Origin of the sequence: Mesorhizobium montanum (assembly GCF_033977145.1) — a bacterium.
In the GTDB taxonomy this organism is placed as follows: domain Bacteria; phylum Pseudomonadota; class Alphaproteobacteria; order Rhizobiales; family Rhizobiaceae; genus Mesorhizobium; species Mesorhizobium montanum.
The window spans coordinates 185994-207202 of record NZ_JAVIJF010000004.1; the positions used below are offsets into that span (position 1 = coordinate 185994).

Genomic DNA, 21209 nt, shown 5'->3' on the forward strand with positions numbered 1-21209 from the left:
GCTGAATGATGCGCGACCATGCCATCCGCTACGGCTTCATCGTCCTGCTGGTCGGGCTGATCGCCTATTTCGCTGTGGCCGCCGACGGTTTCGTTTCGCCGCAAAGTGCGGTCTTCATCTTCCAGTCGGTGGCCATCACCGGCGTGCTGGCGCTCGGCGTCACCGCGACGCTTGTCGTCGGCGGCTTTGATCTCTCGATCGGCTCGGTCGCGACCAGCGCCATGATGGCGGCCTCCTACGCCATGGTGGTGCTGGAGCAGAACGCCATCGTCGCCGTCATCGCCTGCCTGGTCATCGGTGTGCTCGTCGGCCTGATCAATGGCTGGCTGATCGTCTACATGCGTGTGCCGGATCTCCTGGCCACCCTCGGCATGATGTTCCTGTTGCTCGGCCTGCAGCGCATCCCGACCGAAGGCCGCTCGATCGCCACCGGAATGACCATGCCCGACGGCTCGGTCGCCAACGGCAAGTTCTCCGAGGCGTTCCTGGCGCTCGGTCGCCACCGCATCGACTTCTTCATCCCGAACCTGATCCCGGTCTCGGTGGTGGTGCTGGTCGTGCTTGCGGCGCTGATCTGGTTCTTCCTCGAATACACCCGCTTCGGCCGCATGATGTATGCCGTCGGCAGCAATGAACGCGCCGCCGAACTCGCCGGCGCCCCTGTCAAGGCATACAAAATCTGGGCCTATGTGATTTCGGGAGTTTTTGCCTCGATCGGCGGGATTCTGCTCGCCGCGCGGCTTGGACGCGGCGACATCGCCTCGGGTAATAATCTCTTGCTCGACGCAGTAGCGGCGGCGCTCATCGGCTATGCGGTGCTCGGCGCCGCCAAGCCCAACGCCTTCGGCACCGCCGTCGGCGCGGTGTTCGTCGGCGTGCTGCTGCAAGGCCTGACGATGATGAACGCCCCTTACTACACGCAGGATTTCGTCAAGGGCGCGGTGCTTGTCGTCGCCCTTGTCTTCACCTTCGCCCTGTCCGGCAGGGGCAAGAGATAGTCTCGACCGGGGCATTGATGAGAACACAACGGAGGAAAAAATGAGCATCACAAGAAGACTTTTGGGGAAGGCTGCACTCAGCCTCGCCGGCGCGGCGCTGCTGATGCAGGGCACGGCATTGGCGGCGGACCGCCCGGCGCCGTTCGACAAGCCCGGCGTAAAAATAGCGCTGGTGCGCTATCTGTCGACCGGTGACTTCTTCCAGGCCTATCTCTCCGGCGTCGAGGCGCAGGCCAAGGCGCTCGGCGTCGACCTGCGCGTGCTGGATAGCCGCCAGGATGCGGCGCTCCAGGCCGACATGGTCGACCAGGCGATCGCACTCGGCGTGCAGGGCATCATCATCCAGCACGGCCTGACGGAATCGATGAAGGACGCCGCCCAGCGCGCGGTCGACGCCGGCATCAAGGTCGTCGCCTTCGACGTCAATGTCGAGAACCCGAAGATCCCGCAGATCGAGCAGTCCGACCGCGACCTGGCCAAGCTCGCGCTCGAGCAGGCGGTCAAGGACAATGGCGAGAGCTGGAAGGCCGGCTATGTCTATGTCGCCGGCATCGCCCCGCTCGACCGCCGCAACGAGACCTGGGTGGACGTGAAGAAGAAATATTCGGGCATCAGCGAAGTCGCCATGTTCGGCACGCTCGACAACCCGATCGCCAACTCCGTCGCCAACCAGGCGCGCTCGGTGCTGCAGGCGCATCCCGACATCAAGGTGATGTTCGCGCCCTATGACGAGTTCGCCAAGGGCGTGAAGATCGCCGTCGACGAGGCGGGGCTGAACAAGGGCATCAAGATCTATTCGGCCGACATTTCGACCTCGGATATCGCCGCGATGCGCGAGGCCGACAGCGCCTGGGCGGCGACGGCCGCCACCAACCCGGCCGTCGTCGGCCAGGTCTCGGTGCGCGCTCTGGCGCAACTGCTCGCCGGCGAGGATCCCGGCCACAACGTCATCGTGCCGCCGACGCTGATCACCCAGAAGGAGCTCGTCGACAAGGACATCAAGAACATGGAGGACCTGTCGGCCAAGCTGCCGCAGTTCGCCCATGCCGATGTTGCGATGCCTGCCTGGATGCCGAACCCGAACGCCAAGTGAGGTTTTTGACGGTCGCAAAATAGGAGAGCGGCCCAATAGGCCGCTCTCTGTCTTTTCTAAGGGACTGTTGCGGCCTCATCGCTGCCAGAAGGGCAGTTTGGCGATCTCCGCCTCGACCTCTTTTTTCGTCAATCCGATGTCGTCGATCAGATGCGGATTGTCCGTCGCCATGCGCTTGAGCTCGAAGCGAAAATAGGCCTGCTCGCGGCGCAACGCGATGAGGCTGCGCAAGGCCGCCAGGCTGTAGCGCCGGCGCCTTGAATGCATTGCCGGTGCCGCCGCCAGACACGTAGAAGGCGCGAAGGTATCGTTCATGGCAACCTCCATCGAATGAGGGTTCCCAAAGCCCTCGACCTGATTGAGATTGCAGTCTGCCGCGGACGGACGGCGGCGTAATTAAGCTCTCCCAAATAGTTCTCAAAACTTCCAAATCGGCTATAGATGCGCCGCATGCAGGGATCGCGCTTTGCTTTTGGACCGTTCGTGTTTGATCCTGGCGCGGGAACGCTGCTTCGCGGCGATGTTCCCGTTGCCGCCGGCCACCGTGGGCTGAAGCTGCTCGAGGCGCTCGTCGTGCGCCCGGGCGAAATCCTGGCCAAGGCCGAGTTGATGGACGCGGCTTGGCCCGGCACGGCGGTCGAGGAAGGCAATCTCACCGTCCAGATCGCGCAACTGAGGAAGCTGCTCGGGCCGGCAACCGATGGCGGCGAGTGGATCGCCACGGTCCCGCGCGTCGGCTATCGCTTCACCGGCGCCATCGAACAGCCCGACATCAAGCGAAAGCCTCTGCCGCTGCCCGACAAGCCGTCGATCGCCGTTCTGCCCTTCGTCAATCTGAGCAACGATCCCGAGCAGGACTCTTTCGCCGACGGCCTGACCGAAGACCTGATCACCGATCTCTCGCGGATCCCAGGCCTGTTCGTCATCGCGCGCAATTCGGTCTTTGCCTATAAGGGCAAGGCAATGGATGTGCGCGCGATCGCCGCAGAGCTTGGCGTGCGTTATCTGCTGGAGGGCAGCGCCAGGCGCGCCGCGGGGCGCGTGCGCATCAACGCCCAACTGATCGATGCGCTGAGCGGCGAGCATCTCTGGGCCGAGCGCTTCGATCGCAGCATGGAAGATATTTTCGCCGTTCAGGACGAAGCGACGGCCAAAATCGTCGAAGCTTTGCTCGGCCGGCTGCGCGCGCTGCCGGAGCGCAACCGGCCGAAGAACCTCGAGGCCTATGATCTATGCGTGCGGGCGCGCAAACTGTTCGACGAGTCGCCACAAATGGCGCGCGAAGCGCATTTGATGCTGACGCGCGCGATCTCGCTCGATCCGGATTACGCCGAGGGCTATCGCTGGCTTGCGATGAACCACTGGATGGGCTGGGTGCATTGGGGCGAGCCGTTCGAGCCGGCCCGCAGCACGGCCTTGGAACTGGCGCGCAAGGCTGTGGCGATCGATCCCAACGATGCCGGTTGCTGCTGGGTTCTGGCAAACTTGCTTGCCTATGAACGCGATTTCGACCAGTCGGACATGGAATTCGCCAAAGCGATCGAGCTCGACCCGAACGAAGCCGATATCTGGGCGACCTTGTCCGACATCGAGGTGCTGGCCGGGCAGGTAGAGTTGAGCCTCGAACACATCCGCAAGGCGTTCCGGCTGAACCCGTTTCCACCGAGCTGGTACTATCTGACGCTCGGCCAGGCGCAGTATGCGGCCGGCGACTACGAAGCCGCCGTCGAGACGCTGCGCCGCGACGAGACCTACCGCACCAGCTCGCGCCGGTTCCTCGCGGCAAGCCTGGCGCAGCTCGGTCGCCTAGACGAAGCGCGCACCGAGGTCGCGCTGTTCCTCGTCGGCAATCCGCATTTCTCCACGCAGCGTTGGGTCGAGACGGAACCGTTCCGCGATGACGCGACACTCGAGCATTTCATCGATGGCTTCCGCAAGGCCGGTCTTCCGAAGTGAAGCGGCCGACGTGACCGGTTGGTCGTCCCGGATCCATTTCCTCAGGCCTTGGCCTCACCGGCCGGCGCGAGCCAGCCCGTGGGCCACCAGCCGGTCGATCACCTGCGGGTAGCTGACGCCGCTGGCCGCCATCGCCTTGGCGTACATGCTGATATCGGTGAAGCCGGGAATTGTGTTGAGCTCGTTGACCAGGAATTGCATGTCCGGCATCAGGAAAAAGTCGACACGCGCCATGCCGTCGCAACCGAGCGCCCGGAACGCCCTTGCGGCCATGTCGCGCATCGCCTCCTCGACCTCTGGCGAAAGGTCGGCTGGCACGATCAAGGCCGCACCATTTTCGTCGATATATTTGGCATTGTAATTGTAGAAGCCGTGACTCTGCGCAGGCACGATCTCGCCCGGCCGCGAGACGAAGAGTTCGCCCGAGGGGCTCTCCAGCACGCTGAATTCAATCTCGCGGCCACGAACGAATTCCTCCGCCAGGACCTTGCGATCGTGCTGGAAGGCTTCCGCAAGCGCCCGATCGAATTCCTGGCTGGCATTGACCTTTGCGACGCCGACCGACGAGCCCTGCCGCGCCGGCTTGATGAACAGCGGCAGGCCAAGCTGATCTTCCAGCACGGCGAGGGAAGGCGCGTCGCCAGCATCGATCGTCACCGAGCGCGCGACAGGCACCCCCGCCGCTTTCAGCAGCCGCTTGGCGATATCCTTGTCGAGGGCCGCGGCGGAGCCGAGGATACCGCAGCCGGCGAGCGGTACCTGCGCCACCTCGGCCAGTCCTTGCACCGCGCCGTCCTCGCCATGCAATCCGTGCAGCACCGGAAACAAAATATCGATGCGAGGCATGTCGTGGGGTGCACCGTCGGCCGGAACCGCCAGCATTCGTCCATGCCCGCCCGGCAGCAGGCAGATTTCCGTGCCGCTTGACGGCGTCGCGAGCGCGCCGTCGCTGAAGCCGCTCAGCAGCCATTGACCTTGCCGGGTGACGAAGATCGGAACGGCATCGTATTTTGCCGGATCCAGCGCGTGCATGACGTTGGTCGCCGAAAGCAGCGACACTTCATGCTCGGCGGAGCGACCGCCAAACAGCACTCCGATACGCAGTCTTTTCGCGGCCACGGACATCTCCACCAAATGATCAGCTTGGAGCTCGCATGCGAAAACACAGCTCCCTTAAACTGGTTGACCAATAAGCGAAGGATTGGAGTGGGACTTTGACCGGTTCGAGCAGTTCTTCAGCAGAAGCGTCGAAGGCCTTCTGTCCTGCGCTGCATCCGTGTTGCCACCATCGACGGTTGCCAGTCCGCAGTAGTGCACTCGACCGCCGCCTGGTGCGGATATCGTCGGTCGTGGCCTCTACTCGTTGAACAGATCCGAATGAGAGCCGGTGCGGACAAGCTGCAGTTCTTCATTCGCAACGCGATAGATCAAAAGCCAATCCGGTTCGATGTGAGCGTCGCGATAGCCCTTCCACTCGCCTTTCAGAGGATGGTCCTTGTAAATCGGCGGCAATTCATGTTCGCCGATCAGGAGACTCAATATATCGCGCAACCTGCCAAGATCTTTGCCACGCTTCCCCATACGCTTCACGTCCCGGCGGAATTGCCCGGAGCGAACGGGGATCAACATGTCAGATTTCCAGATCCTTGAACAACTCGTCGGCCGAAGCGAAACGCTTGCCCTTGCCTTTTTCCAATTCGGCCATGGCCTTGCGGGTGGCTGTGTTAGGCACTTTCACCGGAAAGGGAAATTCCTTGTCGGCGGCGACACGGAACAGCAGCAAGCGAATGGCGTCGGAAACCGACAACCCCATGGCCGCCAGGGCTTCCGTAGCCTGATCCTTCGTTGCGGTGTCGATCCGAGCGCGGACTACCGTATCTGTTGCCATGCGCGACTCCTTTTGAGCCACAATGTAGCTACACAGAATCACTCCTGCAAGCGGATGCCCTGTATTTTTACGGGCATCAGCGCAACGCTGCCGCGATGTTGCCGCCGTCCACCGTCGTGACGTCGGCAGTGGTGCGTTCGGCCAGCGCCTGATGCAGGAAGGCCTGCGCCACGTCGTCGGCCGTCACTTCCTGCCCGAGCAGGTTGCCGGACATGTATTCCTTTTCCGACACGCCGCGCGCGCCGGAGCGGCTGGCGATCATCGCGTCGGTCAGCAACCCGGAGCGGATGCGGTCGGCGTTGACCGCATTGGAGCGGATGCCATGGGCGCCGTAATCTAGGGCGTATTGCCTGGACAGGAACAGCGTCGCGGCCTTCGGGATGCCGTAGGCGCCGAATTTCGGCCCGGGATTGATCGCCTGCTTGGAGGTGTTGAACAGCAGCACGCCGCCCGTGCCCTGTTCCAGCATGATGCGCACCGCATTCTGCGCCGCCGACTGATGGGCGAAGAAGTTGAGCTCGAAGCTCTTGCGCAGCGTGGCGTCGCCCAACTCGCCGATCCGGCCTTCCCAGGCAGCGCCGGCATTCGAGACCAGGATGTCGACGCCGCCATAGACGGCGACCGCCTTGTCGAAGGCGTCGCGCATTTCGGCCGGATTGGTGATGTCGGCGCCGACGCCGATCGAGTTGTTGCCGGCCGCCTTCGCCGCTTCCGCGGCCTTGGCAGGGTCGAGGTCGACGATGACGGCATGAGCTCCGTTGGCCGCGAACAGTTTTGCCGTCGCAGCACCGATGGCGCCGGCGCCGCCGGTGATCAGCACCACCTGGCCGCTCAGCGCCTTCGGCTTGTTGGATGCGAGCTTGGCCTGCTCCAGGGACCAGTATTCGAGCGGGAAGAGGTCGGCCTTGGAGAGCGGATGGAAATTGCCGACGGCTTCCGCGCCGCGCACCGCCTCGATCCACATCTCGCCGACATCCGACGCGATCCTGGCGTCCTTCAGCGTGCGGCCATGGCCGAACATGCCCAGCCCCGGCACCAGCGTCAGGCGCGGCATCGGGTCGAGCATGGTGCGCTTGACGTCGTCCAGCGCGTCGTTGGTCTCGAAATAGGCGGTGTAGTCGTTGACGAAGGCCTCGACATGGCTGCGGATGACACCCTTGTAGTCGCCAAGCTTGTCGGCATCGGGCGCCGGCACCGCCATCGGTCCGGTCTTGATGCGGATCGACAGATCCGGCGTCGACACGCCGCGGCCGGCATAGTCGGCGATCTTCGCCGAATTGATGAAATCGACAACGGCATCGGACGTGCGGAAGTCGCTGATCATGCGGTCGAAGCGGCCCTCGCCGCGCGCCACGGCGACAGCGCCACGCAACGTCGGCGCGATGTCGCTCGGCCTGGCAAGCTTTGCCGGCAGCGCCGCCTTGGCTGCCTGCGGCTTGCCGTTCTGGGCGACGTAGTCCTCGGCTACATTCACATAATGGATCATGCGGTCATAAGCTTGCTTCGCGTCGTCGCCGAAGGTGAAGATCCCGTGCTTGTCGAGGATCAGCCCTTCGACGCTCGGGTCGGCGTCGAAGACTTCCGCTGCGACTTTGGCGAGGTCGAAGCCCGGCTTGATGTAGGGCACGTAGCCTAGTCTGTCGCCGAACACGGTCTTGATCAGCGGCTTGCTGTCTTCCTGGTCGACGATGGCGAGGATCGCGGTCGAATGCGTGTGGTCGACGAAACGGTGCGGCAGGAAGGCATGCAGCAGTGTTTCGACCGACGGGTTGGGCGAGGCGGGATCGATCAGGTTGGAGCGCTGCAGCGCCACCATGTCCTCGTCGGCGAGCTTGTCCAGTCCGCGGGCCTTGAGCAGCGCGCCCATCTTCACCGCCGGCAGGCCTTGTGGCTCGATGACGGCCATGTCCCAGCCGCTGCCCTTGACGCAGAGCACGTCCCATTCGTCGCCGACCAGATCGGTGGCCTTGGTCTTGCAGGAGGTGTTGCCGCCGCCGTGCAGCACAAGGCGCGGCTCGCCGCCAAGCAGGCGGGTCGTGTAGACGCGCAGCGCAAGGTCGCGGCCGACGCCGTTCTTGGCATAGTCGGCAACCATCTTTTCCGCGTCGGCGTCATTCCAAAGGTTCTTCATCTCGTTCCGTCCGATTCCGTCTTTTGCTGCTCATGAACAGGAAGCCGCGACGTCTTGATGACGGAAGCGGCGAGGGTGGTTTTCCAGGGCATGATGCCGAAAAGTGTGAAGCGGTTTTCGGACGACATCATGCTCTACCTCTTTGATTTAGAGCCGGATGATTTCAGGTCGATTCGACCTGAAATCATCCGGCTCTAGGGGGCCCTTTTGGTTGCCGCGCCGGCGTGCTGGAGCAGGCGCCCGGCCATATGCGCGCCGATCACCAGATGCGTGCAGAGCCCGCCGGCGATGGCCGAAAGCAGCGGCTCGAACTTCGTATCTTCCTGCACCACCATCAGCCGCTTATCGATGGCGCGCAGCGAGGCGAGCTCGGCGGAGATGACGCGCCGGTTGTAGCTGCAGTCGAGCACCTCGCCGGCGGCGTCGATGATCTGCCCGGCGATGACGCCGGCAGCACCTTGGCTCCGCAGCGCTTCCATCTCGGCCGGCGCCAGCGCGCCGCATTTCACCAGATGGCTGTCGGCGTCGACCGCGCCGACGGAGTAGAGCGCGAGATCGCAGTCGGCGATGCCGGCCAACTGGTCGCGGATCACCGGCTCGGCGCGCAGGCCTTGCGCCAGCGCCTCTGTCGACAATACCAGCGGCGCGTAGAAGTTCAGGCCCTTGGCGTTGAGCCGCCGGGCGATCTCCATCGTGCACTGGTCGGGCCGGTAGGAATAGGGCGCGCCGAGATTGCCGCAGAGCTGCACCACGGTGACGTCCTGCAGGTCGGCATAGGACATGATGTCGGCGATGGTGTAGACGGTGCGGCCCCAGGCGACGCCGATGCGGTCGCCCTTTTTGACAAGTTCGAGAAAGACGCTCGCCGCCAGCACCGCGATGTCGGTCGAAGGGTCCGCAAGATAGGCATTCTCTGGCGCGATCCAGACGGCGTCGAGCTCGAAGGCATCTTCCAGCCGGCGCGCCATGACGTCGTCGGTGAAAAGCTGGGTCGAAGTCGAGATGTTGACGATGCCTGTCCCGCGCGCCTTGCGCAGATACATGGCGACCGATGCCCGCGAGATGTTGAGCTGGTTCGCCACTTCGTCCTGACGCAGGCCATGGGCATAGTAAAGCCAGGCGGCCTTGTGGATGAGCTGTTCTGCCGGTCTGATCGCCATGCCGCCTCCTCGGCTGACATTAGTCACGGCGCTCGACAAAAGTCAAATTGCCCGCGTAAGCCGCGATTACCTCGCGGCGCGGCTCGATCCGGATCGCTATTCCACCAAGCCGGCGCAGCATAGCATTTTCAGCCGTGGAAGGGGGATAGCGTGACGAGAGGCCTAAGGTTAGAAAGTTTGAAAGGACTTTGGGGAGAACGGGATGGCCAATCCCTACGAACAGGATCTCGACAGGAACGCCGCCAACCACCGGCCGCTGACACCGCTCACCTATCTTGAGCGGGCGGCCAAGACCTATCCCGATCATGTCGCCATCATCCATGGCAGCCAGCGCATTTCTTACCGCGATTTCTGGCGGCGCTCCTTGAGGCTCGCCTCGGCGCTTGCGAAGCACGGTATCGGCAAGGGCGATACGGTGACGGTGATGCTGTCCAACACGCCGCCGATGCTGGAAGCGCATTTCGGCGTGCCGATGACCAAGGCAGTGCTGCATTCGCTGAACACCCGCCTCGACGCAGCCGTCATCGCCTTCCAGCTCGACCATGCCGAGACCAAGGTGTTGATCGTCGACCGCGAATTCTCGGGCATCGTCAAGGAGGCGCTGGCATTGGCCAAGGCCAGGCCATTGGTCGTCGACTATGACGATCCGGACTATGCCGCCGATGCGCCCTATCCGAAGGGCGGGCGGATCGGCACGCTCGACTATGAGGATTTTCTCGCCGGCGGCGACGAGGCTTTCGCCTGGTCGATGCCCGACGACGAATGGGACGCCATTTCCCTGAACTACACCTCGGGCACGACGGGCAATCCGAAGGGCGTGGTCTACCACCATCGCGGCGCGGCGCTGATGGCCTACACCAACACCATCCATGCCGGCATGGCCAAGCACGCGGTCTATCTCTGGACGCTGCCGATGTTTCACTGCAACGGCTGGTGCTTTCCCTGGACTTTAGCCGTGCAGGCCGGCACCCATGTCTGCCTGCGCTGGGTGCGGCCGAAGCCGATGTATGACGCGATCGCCGACCATGGCGTCACCCATCTCTGCGGCGCGCCGATCGTCATGTCGGTGCTGATCAACGCGAAAGATGAGGACAAGCGCGAGTTCCCGCAGACCGTCACCTTCAACACAGCCGCCGCGCCGCCGCCGGAGGCCGTGCTGTCGGGCATGGCCGACGCCGGCTTTGCCGTCACCCATCTCTACGGCCTCACGGAGACCTACGGCCCGGCCGTCGTCAACGAATGGCACAATGAGTGGGATGGATTGGAGAAGGGCCCGAGGACGGCGAAGAAAGCCCGCCAGGGCGTGCGCTACGCCTCGCTCGAAGGACTCACGGTGATGGACCCTCAGACGATGGTCGAGACGCCGGCCGATGGCGAGACCATCGGCGAGGTCATGTTCCGTGGCAACATCGTCATGAAAGGCTACCTGAAGAACAGGAAGGCGACCGACGAGGCCTTTGCCGGCGGCTGGTTCCATTCCGGCGATCTCGGCGTCATGCATCCCGACGGCTACATCCAGCTCAAGGACCGCTCCAAGGATATCATCATCTCGGGCGGCGAAAACATCTCGTCCATCGAGGTCGAGGACGCGCTCTATAAGCATCCCTCCGTCGCCTCCTGCGGCGTCGTCGCCCGGGCCGACGAGAAATGGGGCGAGGTGCCGGTCGCCTATGTCGAGCTGAAGCCCGGCAAGACGGCGACCGAGGCCGAGATCATCGAGCACTGCCGCTCGCTGCTGGCTCGCTTCAAGGTGCCGAAGGCGGTGGTGTTTGCCGAAATCCCGAAGACGTCGACCGGGAAAATCCAGAAGTTCCGGCTGCGGGAGATGGCGAAGAGGGCGTAGTTCGCTCCTTCGAACATGGCCGTGACGTCGACAGTTTGCGCAAGCATCCGCGACGTCGTCATCCCAGGGTGGAGCAGTCGCGAAGCGACGTCGCGGAAACCCTGGGATGACGACGGCGCGGGGCCATCGGCTAATCGCGGGCGTCGGTCATTGCTCCCTTGCGACTGTCACCATCTGTCACCAAATTATACGCGTACGTCGATTTCGCGTTGACTCCTCGCTTCTTTCGTTTTACGACTGACGAAAATTGAAATTCGTCAATCATTAAAACGAAAGCGCTATGTCAGAAGCCGCCAACATCGTGGCAGACCCTGCCAGACAGGAGAATGTGACCCGCATTCTCGACTGCGCCGAGCGCCTGTTCCGCCATTACGGCTACGGCAAGACCAACGTGGCCGACATTGCCCGCGAGCTCGGCATGTCGCCGGCCAACATCTACCGCTTCTTTGCCTCAAAGGTTGAAATCCACCAGGCCGTCTGCGGCCGCATGCTCGGCGCCAGCTACAAGATGGCCTACGAGATCATGCACCTGCCGATCAGCGCCGAGGAGCGGCTGCGGCGTTATATCCATGCCCAGTACAAGATGACTTTGGAAGTCATGCTCGACGAGCAGAAGGTCCATGAGATGGTCATCGTCGCGCTGGAGCGCGACTGGGGTGTCATCGACAAGCATGTCAACAGCATCCACGACCTGTTCGCCGAGGTGATCCGCGAGGGTGTCGAAGCCGGCGAGTTCAGGCAGCAGGATCCTGAAACCGCCTCGCGCTGCTTCGGCGCCGCCACCGTCATCCTCTGCCACCCGCAGATGGTGGCGCAGTGCCTTGCCAAGACCAACCGGGCGATGCCCGACGAACTTATCGACTACGCCATCAGAGCCTTGAAATAGCCGCTGCCCGCCGGGCGCGGTGTCGACAATCATCTCCAATTCGGGAGTGCTAAGGTGTCTTTGTCCAGTTCCATCCTCCGCAAGCTGCCGGCCGCCGGCCTTCCAGCCGTCGGCATCATCGTCGCAGCGCTCGGACTTGCCGGCTGCAGCCAGGAGAAAGCCGAGGTCGTCCAGGAGGTCGTTCGGCCGGTCAAGGTGGTCGAGATCGGCGAGGCGCAGACGTCTCGCCAGCTCGACTATTCCGGTTCGGTGCGCGCCCGCACCGAGATGAACCTCGGCTTCCGCATCGCCGGCAAGGTCACCGAGCGTCTGGTCGATATCGGCCAGCATGTGAACGAGGGCGACGTGCTCGCCCGCGTCGACCCTTCCGACTATGAGCTGTCGGTGAGGAGCGCCAAGGCGAGCCTCGACGCCGCCGAACGCCAGGTCGAAACCGTCGATCTCGCCAAGAAGCGCGCCGAGCAGCTCTATGCCAAGAACTTCGCGCCGAAGTCTCAGCTCGATCAGGCAACGCTGACCTACGACCAGGCGGTGGCGACCCGAGATGCTGCCCGTTCGACGCTGGCCCAGGCGCAGAACCAGGTCCATTACACCGATCTCAAGGCCAGCCAGGCCGGCATCGTCACCGCAGTTTCCGCCGATGTCGGCCAGGTGGTCGGCGCCGGCACGCCCGTCATGACTGTCGCGGTCGACGGCGAGAAGGAAGTATCGATCGCGGTGCCGGAAATGGATATCGCCGGCTTTAAGCCCGGCAAGGAAGTCAAGGCGAGCTTCTGGTCGGACGACGGGCTGACGCTTGACGGCAAGGTCCGTGAGGTCGCCGGCAGCGCCGATCCGCAGTCGCGCACCTTCGCGGTCCGGGTTTCGCTGCCCAACGATCCGCGCGTGCTGCTCGGCATGACCGCCAATGTCCAGGCGACCGTCGGCAGCAAGACGCAACTTGTGTCGATCCCGCTGACGGCGATGGCCGAGAAGGACGGCAAGCAAATCGTCTGGACGGTCGATCGCGCCTCCGACACCGTGCATCCACGCCCGATCAAGGTTGCCAACTTCACCGCCGACGGCGTCGCCGTGGCCGACGGCTTGAAGCAGGGCGATGTGGTGGTCGCGGCCGGCACGCAGTTCATGACCGAAAACCTGAAAGTCAAGCTTTCCAGCGACGCTCAGCAGTCCGCCTCGGCGGAGGACGATGTCGCCACGACGAGTAGCCTGCACTAACCAGGCGCAACAGACGCCTTTCCCGCTCTCGCTGCGTCAAGCCGCGAGCCGGGGAGGGCATGGGTTCCGGGCGGCGGACGCCCGATCGTGAGATGCCGGCATGTTGGCTCCCCCGCAGCAGTGCCGCGTCCCCCGCGATTGCGAGTCTCTCTCCGCTTGAGGGGTTTCGCCGCCCGGAAGCCCGACCGAACTCAAAAGCAGCATGCCTGGCATGCCTTGCCGATCAATTGGACTGGACTTGTGCCATGACCACCACCGACAACACCGAAAAGCGCCCCTTCAACCTTTCGCGCTGGGCGATCGGACATCCGAGCATCGCGCGCTTCCTGTTCGGCCTGATCATCCTTGCCGGCGTGCTCGGCCTTATGCGCATGGGCCAGAAGGAAGACCCGGACTTCACCTTCCGCGTCATGGTGGTCCAGGCGATCTGGCCCGGCGCCTCGATCCAAGACATGGAGGATCAGGTCGTCAACAAGATCGAGCGCAAGCTGCAGGAAACGCCGCATCTCGATTTCGTGCGCTCCTACACCCGCGCCGGCAGCGCCATCATCACGCTCCAGGTGAAAGGCGACACCAATGCCGAGGAAGTGAAAGACGCCTTCTACCAGGTCCGCAAGAAGGTCGGCGACATCTCCAATGAACTGCCGCAAGGCCTACTTGGCCCCTATTTCAACGACGAGTTCGGCGACACCTTCATCACGCTGCATTCGATCAGCGGCGACGGCTTCACCTATCCGGAGCTGAAGAAATTCGCCATCCAGGCGCGCGACATGCTGTTGACGACGCCAGGCGTCGAAAAGGCCGTCATCATCGGCGACCAGCCGGAGAAGATCTACATCGACGTCTCGTCCAAGGCGCTGGCCGAGCGCGGCCTGACCATTGTCGATCTGCAGAACGCCGTGAAAGGGCAGAACGCCGTCGATCCGGCGGGCTCCGTCGACACCGGCCTGCGCTCGGTGCGCATTTCGGTCGAGGGCGACGTCACCAAGGCCGCCGACATCCGCGAGCTCAGGCTGCGCTCCGGCAATCAGGTGACGCGTCTCGGCGACATCGCCACCGTTACCTCCGGCCTCGAAGATCCTTACGAGCGCAAATATCGCTTCAACGGCCACGAGAGCGTCCAGGTTGGCGTCGTCATGGCCAAGGGCTTCAACGTCAGGGATGTCGGCAAGGGTGTAGAGGCGACCTATCAGCGCTTCGAGGCAGGGCTGCCCTACGGTGTCTCAGTCGACCAGATCTCCGACCAGCCCGAGGTCGTCAAGGATGCGGTGAACGAGTTCATGGAGGCGCTCGGCGAGGCGCTGCTGATCGTACTGGCCGTCTCGCTGCTGTCGATCGGCTGGCGCTCAGGCCTGGTGATCGCGATCGCCATCCCCCTGGTGCTCGCCGCCACATTCGCCATCATGTACGAGATCGGCATCGACCTGCAGCGCATCTCGCTCGGCGCGCTGATCATCGCGCTCGGCCTTTTGGTCGACGACGCCATGATCGTCGTCGAGATGATGGAGCGAAAGCTGGAGGAAGGGCTGGTCAAGATCGAGGCGGCGAGCTTCGCCTATACCTCGACCGCCTTCCCGATGCTCACCGGCACGCTGATCACCACGGCGGGCTTCATCCCGGTCGGCTTCGCCGCCTCCACCGCCGGCGAGTATGTGCGCACGCTGTTCTACGTCGTCGGCATCGCGCTGATCGTGTCGTGGTTCGTCGCGGTCTACTTCACGCCGTGGCTGGGCTACATGATCCTGAAGCAGCGCAAGCACGCCGGCAATCATCACGATGCCTTCGACACCGGCTTCTACCACCGCCTGCGCGCGACGGTCACCTGGGCCGTGCGCCACCGCATCATCGTGCTGGTGATGACGCTGGTCACCTTCGCCACCAGCCTGTGGGCCTTCCAGTTCATCCCGCAGAACTTCTTCCCGCAGTCCTCGCGTCCGGAAATCCTCGTCGATCTCTGGCTGCCGGAGGGCACCTCGATCAAGGAGGTCGAGAAGCAGGCCCAGGCGCTCGAAGCCAAGATGATGGATGATCCCGACAAGCGCTTCATCGCCACCTATATCGGCGAAGGTGCGCCGCGCTTCTTCCTGCCGCTCGATCAGCAGCTCAGGAACCCGAACTTCGCCCAGCTCCTGGTCATGGCCAAGGACGAGCCGGCGCGCGAGCGGCTGATCGTCAAGATGCGCGGTATCCTGGCAAAGGACTTTCCTTCGATCCGCGGCAAGGTCGATCGCCTCTTCCTCGGGCCGCCGACTGGCTGGCCGGTGCAGATGCGCATCATGGGCCCTGACCGCCAGGAGGTGCGCCGCATCGCCGACGAGGTGAAGGCGAAGTTCCAGGCCAATCCGCTGCTCGGCGCCATCCATGACGACTGGCTGGAACCGGTGCCGGCGATGAAGCTGGTGATCGATCAGGATCGCGCCCGCGCGCTTGGCGTCACCTCGCAGCGCATCCGCCAGATGCTGCAGGCAACCATGTCCGGCGCGCCGCTCGGCGACTTCCGCGACGGCGAGGAGACGGTCTCGATCGTTGCCCGCGAGCCGGAGGCGAGCCGCCATCTGCTGTCCTCGGTCGACTCGGTCTACATCCCGACCGACTTCGGCGGCTCGGTGCCGTTGTCGCAGGTGGCCAAGGTCGTGCCTGTAATGGAGCAGGGCGTCGAATGGCGGCGCGACCGCCTGCCGACCATCTCGGTGCGCGCCACGCTGCCGGACGGCGTGCAGTCGAACGATGTCGTCACCAAGATGTACAACGACATGAAGGATCTGCGCGCCGGCCTGGCGCCCGGCTACAAGATCGAGATCCAGGGCGGCGCCGAGGACTCGGCGGAAAGCCAGGCCTCGATCGCGGCCAAGGCGCCGATCATGCTCGCCATCATCGTCGTGCTGTTGATGGTCCAGCTGCAGAACTTCGGCAAAGCGATGCTGGTTCTGGCAACCGGCCCGCTCGGCATCATCGGTGCGGCGGCGGCACTGCTGATCAGCGGCGCGCCGTTCGGCTTCGTCGCCATCCTCGGCGTCATCGCGCTGCTCGGCATCATCATGCGCAACTCGATCATCCTCGTCGACCAGATCGACCAGGACATCGTCAGAGGCATGGAACGCTCGGAGGCCATTGTCGGCGCAGCCGTACGCCGCTTCCGCCCGATCGTGCTGACGGCGATGACCGCTGTGCTGGCGCTGATCCCGATCTCGCGCGCTGTCTTCTGGGGACCGCTGGCCTACGCCATGATGGGCGGTATCCTGGTAGCCACCGTGCTCACCATCCTGGTGCTGCCGGCTGGCTACGCCCTGTTCTTCGGCCGCGCACCCAAGAAGGCGAAGACCGACGAACAGGCGCCCGAGCCGGAGAAGGTCGAAGGCATCGAGCGGCCGCAACTGGCGCTCGCAGCGGAATAAGGTGGCAACCGGGATCATCCGCCATCGTCGTCGGACGGTGGCGGATGATCCGAACAATACGGGCAACCACATCCCAAAAAAATCGAGCGCGCCGAAGCGCGCCCGTTATTTTCTTAAGCCGTCATTGTCAGATGACAAACACCCAGTTGGCGATCAGCATCACCGCCACGCCGGCAATCAGCGTCAGATAGGGCAGCATGCCCGCCTTCTTGACCGAGAGGTCGGCTCCCGCCATGCCGAGATCGGCCAGCATGTGCTCGGGGAACTTTCCTTTGTCCTGCACATAGTGGCGGAAGCAGAACACCGGGATGATCAGCGCCGCGGTGATCAGGCCCGCCCACAGTGCCATCGGGTTCCATACCTTGGCGCCGGCGCCCATGAAGATGGCGTTGACATAGGCGAAGATCGCCCCGATGCCGAGCAGCCAGGCCGGCGCCTTCCACGGCCGGTTGATGTGGCCGTTGTCGATACGATGGATCCAGCCGGCGTTGAGGTTGAGGAAGTTGAAGATGATGTAGCCGCAGTTCGACACGGCGAGGATGAAGAAGAAGCTCGTCGCGTCGGCCGAGGCGATGGCCAGCACGGCCAGGTTGAAGCAGAGGTCGGTCCACATCGCCCGCGTCGGCGCGCCGTGTTCGTTGACATGGCTGAGATAGCGCGGCAGCCAGCCGTCGACCGAACCCTGGTAGAGCGTGCGCGAGGAGCCGGCCATCGCCGTCATGATGCAGAGCACCAGCGCCAGGATCATCAGCATGACCAGCAGGCTGTGGATCAGCTTGCCGCCGCCGACCATGCCGGCCAGCGCGTCGGCAACACCGGAGCCGTCGACGATCGGCGTCGCCAGCATGCCGTTCAGGCCCAGCACGCCCTGGAAGGTGAAGGGCACCAGGATGAACAGCAGCATGCAAAGCAGGCCGGAGTAGAAGATCGCCTTGAAGGTGTCGGTGCCGGGGTTCTTGAACTCCGACGTGTAGCAGACTGCGGTCTCGAAGCCGTAAGTCGACCAGGCCGCGATGAACATGCCGCCCAGCGCCAGCGTCCAGCCGGCAATGTTCCATGAGCCGGGGTCGGGTGCGTAAGCGGCAGCCAGCGGCACCAGCGGCGAGAAATTCGCCCAGTCGATCTGGCCGGTGAAGATCGGCACGACGCCGACGATCAGCATCGGGATGATGACGAGCAGGCCGATATATTTCTGCACATTGGCCGTGCCGAGGATGCCGCGATGCTGGATGGCGAAGATGATCAGCATCAGCACCGCGCCGATGAAGAAGGTGGCGTTGAGCGTGAAGGACACCGGCCCCAGCGTGTGGCTGAACAACGTCCAGGTGCGGATCGCCGGCGTTGCCGCTGCCGTCACTGCGGCGATGGCATCAACAGGTGCCGTTCCCGCGTGCGCGGCGATGTAGGCGACGACTTCCGGCGAAGTTTCGCCGAAGAGCGGCACCGGCGCCAGCGCGTTGAGGATGTAGGCGGCGGCGATCGAGCAGCCGAGCGACAGCACCGGCGACCATGCGAACCAGTTGCACCACACCGACAGCGGCGCGATGAACTTCGAGTAGCGCAGCCAGGCCGTGGCGCCGTAGATCGAGGCGCCGCCCGACTTGTTCGGGAACAGGCCGGCGATCTCCGCATAGGTGAAGGATTGCAGGAAACCCATGATCATGGATACCGTCCAGATCAGGAATGCCAGCTTTCCGGTCGTGCCGGCAATGCCGCCGATCGAGAACAGGACCAGCGCCGGGACGCCGCTTGCCACCCAGAAGGCGCCACGCCAGTCGATATGCCTAAGCAGCTTGCTGTCGGCAGGCTGCTCCAGGGCCGTGCTTATCGTGCTCATATGTGTGTCTTCCCCTTTTTGTTGTTCCCCGCCAGCGACGCTTCGGCTCTCGCGAAGCTTGCTCCCCGGCATATGATCGGCACGACTGTCGTGTTTCCACTCAGTCGTATTTTTTTCTTAAGAGTGAAGATTGATCCGACGCGCTTTCGCGTCAAGCGTTTTGTGAATGTCATGCACACCACGCTTGCGAAACGTCGGTCCGCCCGTCGTCGGTAGCGCCCGGCGGAGGGGTCAGGTCCTGCCTTGGAAGGCGTATCAGGAACGCGGCTTGGTCTTCTGCGGATCGTAATGGGCGAAGGCCACGACGCGCGCCGGCAGCCGCTTGGCCTGGCCGTCGAGCTTGCCGATCTCGACATCCGTGCCGATATCGGCGTGCGTGACGTCGAGCCTTGCCAGCGCGATGGTCTTGCCGAGCACCGGCGAGCGCATGCCGGAGGTGACGACGCCGATCTGGGCGCGGCCGACATGGACGCAGTCGCCATGACCGACGGCGACGTTGGCATCGATGTCGAGGCCGACAAGCTTGTGCTGTGGGTGCTCCTTGCGCCGGATCAGCGCGTCGCGGCCGATGAAGTCGTCCGCCTTGGTCTTCAGCGGCACGGTAAAGCCGATGCCGGCCTCGAACGGATCGGTCTGGTCGGAGAACTCGTAACCGGCGAAGATCAGGCCGGCCTCGATGCGCACCATGTCGAGCGCCTGCAGCCCCATCGGCTTCAGCCCGTGCGGCTGGCCGGCTTCCCAGACGGCGTCGAACACTTTTTCGGCGTCGCGCGGATGGCACCAGATCTCGTAGCCGAGCTCGCCCGTATAGCCGGTGCGCGAGACCACGACCGGTATGCCGCTGCCGCCGCCGATGCGGGCGACGGCGAAGCGGAACCATTCGAGCTCGCCGATCGAGGGCTGCACCGGCGAGGTCCAGACTACCTCCTTCAATATGTCGCGGCTCTTCGGCCCTTGCACGGCGATGTTGTGCATCTGGTCGGTGGAGGAGCGCACCAGCACGTTGAGGCCGAGTTTCTTGGCCGCCTCGCGCAGCCATTCGCCGGAAAGATCGTCGCCGCCGACCCAGCGGAAATTGTCCTTGCCGAGTCTCAGCAACGTGCCGTCGTCGATCATGCCGCCGTGCTCATAGCACATCGCCGTATAGACGACCTGGCCGACGCCGAGCTTCTTGACGTCGCGGGTCAGCGTGTATTGCAGCAGCGTCTCGGCATCGGGTCCGGTGACCTCGAATTTGCGCAGTGGCGACAGGTCCATGATCACCGCGTCCTGCCGGCAGGCCCAGTATTCGGCGATGGCGCCTTCTTTGGCGAAGCTATTGGCGAGCCAAAAGCCCCTGTATTCGACGAAGTCGCGCGTATGCTTGGCAAAGCTCGAATGAAAGGCTGTCTCGCGGGTCATTTTCGGTTCCGAGTCGGGCTTCATGCGTCTGGCGATCGCTCGCGAGAATTTGCGCTGGCCGGAATAGCTGCGCACATGGATGTCGGTCAGGTCCCAGCCATTGGCGGGCGTGGTGTCGTCCGGACAGGCCGAGGACACGCAGACGATGTCGGTCAACGCTCTCAAAAGCACATAGTCGCCCGGGCGCGACCACGGCTCGTCCGACACCATCACGCCATGCGCGTCGATCGCCGTGTTGAAGAAGAAGTTGATCGCCATCCAGCCGGCGCGGGGATTTACGCCCTTGTCGGAAAGCGCCTTGTTGAAATTCTCCGAGCAATTGGTGTGGCCGGGATAGCCGATGTCGTCGTAATATTTCGCCGCGCAGGCGAGCGCGAAAGCGTCGTGCCGGCCGCACGTGTCCTGCACCACCTCGACCAGCGGCTCCATGTCCTGGTCGTAATATTTCGAATGCAGGCCGGGCATCGGATAGGCAGAGCCCATCAGCGTTCGTGTCGTCGTCACGTCGAGCGGCAGGTCGCGGCCCTTGTCCAGCTTGCGCGCCGAAAAACACTGGAAGTCGGTGCACTGCCGTCCATCGACGTCGATGATCTGCAGATAGTCGCCAGCTTTGACGAAATAGGATTCGGCGGTCGCAGAATTCACTCTGAGATCAAGCACCGGATCGGCGAGGGGATCGGGAAGCTGCGACTTGTTTTTCAGCCTGATCGTGGCGCGGCGCACGATCACGGTGAGCGGCGTCGCGGTGTTGTGGCCGTCGACGAGCATCGGCCCGCCTGGCGCCGCAATCAGCAGCGCGCCGTCGCGGGCGACAGCGAAGCTCTGCTCGGCGCCGGCCGGCGTGGCGCCGCCGAACACGTGGACGCCTTCCGGCTGGTCGAGTTGCGCCTGGCGGCGCGCGAGGCTCAGCCGCAGCGCCGCGAGGCTGTCATCGCCTTCGGCGAGCAGCGCCTTGATGCCGGCGGCATTGCTGTTGGACCGTTCGCCGAAAATGCCTGGATCGGTCGCGCCGGTCTTGTCCCAGGCCAGCAGCTCGCAGGGCTGGCCGCCCTCGACATTGCTCACGCTGACACTGTCGCCGGCCTCGACGTCGATCAGCACCGCGCCATTGCCCTGAACAGTATAGCGCTCCATGCCGGGCGGCAGCGCAATCTGGCCGGGCCTCAGGATCAGGCTCGGACGGGGCGGTCCGGATAGGACCGCGGGGTAGGGCGACTGGCTCATCTCAAACCCTCCTCCGAGCGAGAAACAAGTTTGCCTGTGTGTGAAATTATTTTAGCAGCAAGAATAGCAGTGCGAATGAGTTTGACAAGGCGGCACTTCCCTTCTCCCCTTGTGGGAGAAGGTGGCCGCGTAGCGGCCGGATGAGGGGTGTTCCAGGAAATGCCAGCGCTCACTCAGCT

At 63.7% G+C, this 21209-nt stretch carries 16 protein-coding genes; 8 read left to right on the forward strand and 8 right to left on the reverse strand.

Features of this window, described 5'->3' with window-relative positions; all coding sequences use genetic code 11:
* Positions 1-5: 5 nt before the first annotated feature.
* Together RFM68_RS07155 and RFM68_RS07160 are read left to right on the forward strand one after the other, a co-directional pair.
* Complete coding sequence (locus tag RFM68_RS07155) at positions 6-998, forward strand: ABC transporter permease (RefSeq protein WP_320232009.1); 993 nt, start codon at positions 6-8, stop codon at positions 996-998.
* A gap of 40 nt (positions 999-1038) precedes the next feature.
* Positions 1039-2091, forward strand: a complete 1053-nt coding sequence (locus RFM68_RS07160; RefSeq protein ID WP_320232010.1) for a substrate-binding domain-containing protein — start codon at positions 1039-1041, stop codon at positions 2089-2091.
* A 75-nt stretch (positions 2092-2166) separates the two neighbouring features.
* Here the strand turns inward: RFM68_RS07160 and RFM68_RS07165 are convergent, their stop codons facing one another.
* Positions 2167-2406 (reverse strand): DUF1127 domain-containing protein, encoded by a 240-nt coding sequence (locus RFM68_RS07165; protein ID WP_320232011.1) that lies wholly within the window; start codon positions 2404-2406, stop codon positions 2167-2169.
* Positions 2407-2532: 126 nt separating this feature from the next.
* Here RFM68_RS07165 and RFM68_RS07170 point away from each other — a divergent pair, with 126 nt between their 5' ends.
* Positions 2533-4047 carry a winged helix-turn-helix domain-containing tetratricopeptide repeat protein gene (locus tag RFM68_RS07170; RefSeq protein ID WP_320232012.1) on the forward strand — a complete coding sequence of 505 codons (1515 nt, stop codon included), beginning with the start codon at positions 2533-2535 and terminating at the stop codon, positions 4045-4047.
* 54 nt (positions 4048-4101) lie between these two features.
* On the opposite strand, the gene RFM68_RS07175 is transcribed toward RFM68_RS07170, so the two are convergent.
* The 4 genes from RFM68_RS07175 to RFM68_RS07190 form a co-directional block, all read right to left on the reverse strand.
* A complete protein-coding gene (locus RFM68_RS07175) occupies positions 4102-5172 on the reverse strand; it encodes a D-alanine--D-alanine ligase family protein (protein ID WP_320232156.1) in 1071 nt (356 codons plus the stop codon).
* 231 nt (positions 5173-5403) lie between these two features.
* Entirely contained in the window at positions 5404-5676 is a 273-nt protein-coding gene (locus tag RFM68_RS07180) for a type II toxin-antitoxin system RelE/ParE family toxin (protein WP_320232013.1), read from the reverse strand.
* Between the two features lies 1 nt (position 5677).
* Entirely contained in the window at positions 5678-5935 is a 258-nt protein-coding gene (locus RFM68_RS07185; protein WP_320232014.1) for a type II toxin-antitoxin system RelB/DinJ family antitoxin, read from the reverse strand.
* 76 nt (positions 5936-6011) lie between these two features.
* A complete protein-coding gene (locus RFM68_RS07190) occupies positions 6012-8066 on the reverse strand; it encodes a bifunctional aldolase/short-chain dehydrogenase (protein ID WP_320232015.1) in 2055 nt (684 codons plus the stop codon).
* A gap of 57 nt (positions 8067-8123) precedes the next feature.
* On the opposite strand from RFM68_RS07190, the gene RFM68_RS07195 reads away from it, so the two are divergent.
* Entirely contained in the window at positions 8124-8264 is a 141-nt protein-coding gene (locus RFM68_RS07195) for a hypothetical protein (RefSeq protein ID WP_320232016.1), read from the forward strand.
* Here the strand turns inward: RFM68_RS07195 and RFM68_RS07200 are convergent.
* A complete protein-coding gene (locus RFM68_RS07200) occupies positions 8261-9226 on the reverse strand; it encodes a sugar-binding transcriptional regulator (protein WP_320232017.1) in 966 nt (321 codons plus the stop codon). The genes RFM68_RS07195 and RFM68_RS07200 overlap by 4 nt on opposite strands.
* A gap of 202 nt (positions 9227-9428) precedes the next feature.
* On the opposite strand from RFM68_RS07200, the gene RFM68_RS07205 reads away from it, so the two are divergent.
* The 4 genes from RFM68_RS07205 to RFM68_RS07220 all read left to right on the forward strand — a co-directional run bounded on the left by RFM68_RS07205 (position 9429) and on the right by RFM68_RS07220 (position 16568).
* Positions 9429-11069: an acyl-CoA synthetase gene (locus tag RFM68_RS07205; RefSeq protein WP_320232018.1), complete on the forward strand. Its 1641-nt coding sequence runs from the start codon at positions 9429-9431 to the stop codon at positions 11067-11069.
* Between the two features lie 280 nt (positions 11070-11349).
* Complete coding sequence (locus RFM68_RS07210; protein ID WP_320232019.1) at positions 11350-11955, forward strand: TetR/AcrR family transcriptional regulator; 606 nt, start codon at positions 11350-11352, stop codon at positions 11953-11955.
* A gap of 54 nt (positions 11956-12009) precedes the next feature.
* A complete protein-coding gene (locus RFM68_RS07215) occupies positions 12010-13173 on the forward strand; it encodes an efflux RND transporter periplasmic adaptor subunit (protein WP_430694828.1) in 1164 nt (387 codons plus the stop codon).
* A 245-nt stretch (positions 13174-13418) separates the two neighbouring features.
* Complete coding sequence (locus RFM68_RS07220; protein ID WP_320232020.1) at positions 13419-16568, forward strand: efflux RND transporter permease subunit; 3150 nt, start codon at positions 13419-13421, stop codon at positions 16566-16568.
* 127 nt (positions 16569-16695) lie between these two features.
* Here the strand turns inward: RFM68_RS07220 and RFM68_RS07225 are convergent, their stop codons facing one another.
* Positions 16696-18405 carry a trimethylamine N-oxide permease gene (locus RFM68_RS07225; protein ID WP_320232021.1) on the reverse strand — a complete coding sequence of 570 codons (1710 nt, stop codon included), beginning with the start codon at positions 18403-18405 and terminating at the stop codon, positions 16696-16698.
* 255 nt (positions 18406-18660) lie between these two features.
* Positions 18661-21030 carry a trimethylamine N-oxide demethylase gene (locus RFM68_RS07230; protein WP_320232022.1) on the reverse strand — a complete coding sequence of 790 codons (2370 nt, stop codon included), beginning with the start codon at positions 21028-21030 and terminating at the stop codon, positions 18661-18663.
* Positions 21031-21209 lie beyond the last annotated feature (179 nt).

Coding starts and splice junctions, on each gene's coding strand:
- RFM68_RS07230 (WP_320232022.1), bottom strand. CDS start 21,030: ATGAGCCAGTCGCCCTACCCCGCGGTCCTATCCGGACCGCCCCGTCCG.
- RFM68_RS07170 (WP_320232012.1), top strand. CDS start 2,533: ATGCGCCGCATGCAGGGATCGCGCTTTGCTTTTGGACCGTTCGTGTTT.
- RFM68_RS07225 (WP_320232021.1), bottom strand. CDS start 18,405: ATGAGCACGATAAGCACGGCCCTGGAGCAGCCTGCCGACAGCAAGCTG.
- RFM68_RS07180 (WP_320232013.1), bottom strand. CDS start 5,676: ATGTTGATCCCCGTTCGCTCCGGGCAATTCCGCCGGGACGTGAAGCGT.
- RFM68_RS07155 (WP_320232009.1), top strand. CDS start 6: ATGATGCGCGACCATGCCATCCGCTACGGCTTCATCGTCCTGCTGGTC.
- RFM68_RS07200 (WP_320232017.1), bottom strand. CDS start 9,226: ATGGCGATCAGACCGGCAGAACAGCTCATCCACAAGGCCGCCTGGCTT.
- RFM68_RS07185 (WP_320232014.1), bottom strand. CDS start 5,935: ATGGCAACAGATACGGTAGTCCGCGCTCGGATCGACACCGCAACGAAG.
- RFM68_RS07210 (WP_320232019.1), top strand. CDS start 11,350: ATGTCAGAAGCCGCCAACATCGTGGCAGACCCTGCCAGACAGGAGAAT.
- RFM68_RS07165 (WP_320232011.1), bottom strand. CDS start 2,406: ATGAACGATACCTTCGCGCCTTCTACGTGTCTGGCGGCGGCACCGGCA.
- RFM68_RS07205 (WP_320232018.1), top strand. CDS start 9,429: ATGGCCAATCCCTACGAACAGGATCTCGACAGGAACGCCGCCAACCAC.
- RFM68_RS07195 (WP_320232016.1), top strand. CDS start 8,124: ATGACGGAAGCGGCGAGGGTGGTTTTCCAGGGCATGATGCCGAAAAGT.
- RFM68_RS07190 (WP_320232015.1), bottom strand. CDS start 8,066: ATGAAGAACCTTTGGAATGACGCCGACGCGGAAAAGATGGTTGCCGAC.
- RFM68_RS07220 (WP_320232020.1), top strand. CDS start 13,419: ATGACCACCACCGACAACACCGAAAAGCGCCCCTTCAACCTTTCGCGC.
- RFM68_RS07160 (WP_320232010.1), top strand. CDS start 1,039: ATGAGCATCACAAGAAGACTTTTGGGGAAGGCTGCACTCAGCCTCGCC.
- RFM68_RS07175 (WP_320232156.1), bottom strand. CDS start 5,172: ATGTCCGTGGCCGCGAAAAGACTGCGTATCGGAGTGCTGTTTGGCGGT.